The following is a 3,754-nucleotide window of genomic DNA, read 5'->3' on the forward strand; positions in this document are numbered from 1 at the left end:
ATATGTTCTTGATATCGACAAATCTGAAAAATATCGGTTTTATCAACAGATTTTTTATATAATTATTGTATTATTCAAAAACTATGATCAATTACTTAAAGGAGAGGAAAGGCAAGTGGTAATGGGAAATTTAATAGAGGCAGCAAATGAATTCAGGGTAGATGAAGAGTACATAAAATTAGTTGAGAATAAAAGACAAGAGTTTATTCAACGTTTTCCCTTAGAATCGTTACCGCCGATGACCGTTGATGAATACGCGAATACATCAACAAAAGATGCGTTTATCTATTGGCTGGAGTTCAAAGAAGTTTTAGGTGGAATCGGCGGCGGCAATGCTTCGAAATTTGGGATCTATCGCAGCGGCAATGGTCAATATTGTAAGGGGGCCGCCACTAAAAAGAAAGAACTGACCGGAGACGAATTAAAGGCTGAATATTCAGCATTACTGGGACAAATTGTTTCCAATCTGCAGCTTGTCAAAGAGGATCGAATTGAAGAAATTCAGTATACTCAATTAAAGATGTGGCCCATGGTAATGTTAAAAATCTTGAATATCTATTACCCGGAAAAGTTCTTTAATGTATATGCCCGAAAGGTACTTGATCCCTTAGCAGAAGAATTGGAACTTCCTACTGAGATAGTTAAGGTACGGCCAAAGAATTACATCCTCCTCCAATATTTGGAGTACAAACGGCTGAAGGAAATGCAGCCATTTAAAGACTGGAACTATGTAAAGCTAAGTGAATTCATTTGGAAACGGTACGGTGAAAAGAAGCAGATTAAACATTGGTTAATCGAACATCGCTACGAAGATCGTGATTATTTACCACAGTTTAAAGAAAGAAATATAATTTCTCTTCCTATCTTTAAACAGGATTTATCCAGCTATTTAGCAAGCGATGACCTTCAAGTGGTATTAGCTGAGGTTAAGGATGAAAAAGAAAAAGAAGCACTAGAAGCCTTTTTCACTTTGGACAAAGGTGACATAGTTGCTGTCAAAACAACATATTCCGAAAGAGTTGAGGGAGATACTCTTACCTATGTTTTAAAAATAGCAGCAGTTGGTATACTCAAGACCCAATTGCTTGATGGCTATAAATTTGATGAACTATTAGGACACACACTTCCTGTGGAGTGGGTGGACCAAGAAGAAAGGATTCTTCCAGGATTTGGGGGATTTCGTGACCGAATTCACGCAATCACAAAAAAGAGCCATATTAAGAAAATGTTTAACCAAATTCAGACTGCAGAAGATTTAGAAACAGAAGAGGAACAACCCTTATCATATCATGGATACAGCGGACCGTTGAATGTAATTTTTTTCGGTCCTCCAGGAACAGGGAAAACGTATAACATTGCAAAACGTGTAGTTGAAATTGTTGAGAGTACAAGCGAAGATGTAGATGTTAAAAAAATTTATAAAGAGCTGCAGAGCCAGGGGCAAGTTCAATTTGTGACCTTCCATCAGAGCTTTTCCTATGAAGATTTTATTGAGGGTTTACGTTCAGATGGAAAAGGAGGATTTACATCAAAGGACGGCACGTTAAAGAGGATCGCAATCGAGGCACTTTTTGAAGGGCTTAAAAAGAAAGGTACCCATGAGAAATACTCATCCAGGAAGAAGGAAGTCCTAAAGGCATTAAATGAAAACGATGTCTTTGATTTTTCTACTGCTCCACGATATGTTCTGGTAATTGATGAAATTAATCGAGCAAATATATCAAAAGTATTTGGAGAATTAATAACTTTGCTAGAAGACGACAAGCGACTAACAAGAGAAAATGAAACCAGACTGCAGCTTCCTTATTCGAGAGATTTGTTTGTCATGCCCCCCAACTTACATATTATCGGAACTATGAACACGGCTGACCGTTCCATTTCACTTCTTGATACTGCATTACGCCGTCGTTTCTCCTTCGAAGAAATGATGCCTAAGCCGTCGTTGTTACAGCCGATTGAGAACATTGATTTACCGGCGCTATTAGAAATTATGAATAAACGGATTGAAGTATTATTTGACCGTGACCACATGATTGGACATGCGTATTTCATGAACGCTGAAACAGAGGACGATGTCTATCAGATTCTTTTAATGAAAATTGTGCCGCTGTTGCAGGAATACTTTTATGATGACTGGGAAAAGATCGGCCTTGTGCTTGGAGGGATTGGATCCTCTGAGGACGATGCGTGCATTGTTTATCAAGAGCAGATTAATATGCAAAAGCTCTTTAAAGATTCTTACCTTCTCGCAGCCCTTGACTTACCGGTTAAATACCGAATAAAGAAAACGATTAAATTACGCGATGTTCAAAGGATTTATGACTGATGGAACTGGTAAGTATACGCGAAGCCTACGACTGGCTTTATCTTGGAAAACAGTTAAATCAGGCTGAATGGGATGAACTGCTACGCTTTTTGAACGAAAAGTATCAATCCTTTGTGGAAATTGGCTACGGTAAGGTACGATTTATTAATTTAGTTGGAGTGATTCAGCTATCAACTGTCCAGATAGAAATATTACCTAAGCTAACGATACATGAAGAGTCTGAACAAAAAAACCGGGAAGCCTTGTTAAATATGCTGACCGTAACCAAAACAATCCCGGTTAGCCTTCATGAATCTACATTAAGTCAGCTTGCTAGATCGGATTTACTGCAAATTTTTGCAAACATTTATATCCAGCTCTTATTAAAAGAGCTCCGTCGTGGAGTGTATAAGGAATATAGGTTGAAACAGGAAAATAGTCCAACTTTAAAAGGGCGATTCATGCTCCAAGAACATTTAAGACGAAATGCCTATCTTCCTGTGAAAGCCTATTGCGAATTTGACGAGTTTCAAGAGGATGTTCTATTAAACCAAATATTAAAAAGGGCTCTTAGATTAATCTTTCCGTACATTTCTAAAAGCACCATGAAGACCGAAACCTTATTCATCATGGAAATGTTCCAAGATGTATCTAATATATTGATTCATAAAAACGACCTGGAATTAATCCAATTCAATCGGCAAAATCTCAGGTTTGAGCAGGTTTTCCAAGTTGCTAGGATGATTCTTTCAAATGAAATGATGACGTCCAAATACAGCAGCAGCCAAAGCTTTGCCTTTTTATTTGAAATGAATGTTCTCTTTGAAGCTTATATTGAACGCGCCTTTCGATTTCTGGCCCACGAGAAAGGAGTAGAAGTCAAAGCACAGCATGATGAAAAACGGCTGCTAGTCAATGTCTTTTCTGGACAGGAAAACATTAAGTTAAAGCCTGACTTTGTTATAACCGTACATGATTCTCAAATGATCGTCGACACCAAATGGAAGAACATTGTCCATGATGGCCGGATACTGTACCAGCAATCTGATTTGTACCAAATGTATGCATACGTTACTACCTATCGTGAAGCAGAAACATGTATATTGCTATATCCTAAAACAGTGGAAGCGACTCTACCTAAATGGCAAGTACCTGGTAGAGAAAAGTATATCGAAATCCAGACGGTGAGGCTGAATTCTTTTATAGAGACAGTAGCTGATTTAAGTACTATACTTAGTCAGTTGTAAGAAGGTGAAAAAGATGTACCAATAATGGTGCATCTTTTTTTGTACAATAGGAACAAGTAATAATTAGATTTTAATAAAAGGATTATAACAACCGCTTAAGAAGTTTAGGCGGTTGTTGTATGAACAAAGGGACAGAAATCGAAATTTCAGTCAAAGATACACTAAATGTGGACAAAATACTAATGTTGAGATAAATCTTATT

At 37.5% G+C, this 3,754-nt stretch carries 2 protein-coding genes; both read left to right on the top strand.

Annotated features, from left to right (window positions below; genetic code table 11):
• On the top strand, positions 1 to 2,326 hold a 2,326-nt coding region (locus V7161_RS10895; RefSeq protein ID WP_335445053.1), incomplete at its 5' end, for an McrB family protein.
• On the top strand, positions 2,326 to 3,552 hold the full coding sequence (locus V7161_RS10900) for an McrC family protein (protein ID WP_335445055.1): 1,227 nt from the start codon (positions 2,326 to 2,328) through the stop codon (positions 3,550 to 3,552). The genes V7161_RS10895 and V7161_RS10900, both read left to right, overlap by 1 nt.
• Positions 3,553 to 3,754: the final 202 nt, after the last annotated feature.

Source organism: Neobacillus drentensis (genome assembly GCF_036965425.1).
Lineage (GTDB): Bacteria > Bacillota > Bacilli > Bacillales > Cytobacillaceae > Neobacillus > Neobacillus drentensis_F.

Excerpts from the sequence above, each read along its gene's own strand:
- V7161_RS10900 (WP_335445055.1), top strand. The coding sequence starts at position 2,326 with ATGGAACTGGTAAGTATACGCGAAGCCTACGACTGGCTTTATCTTGGA.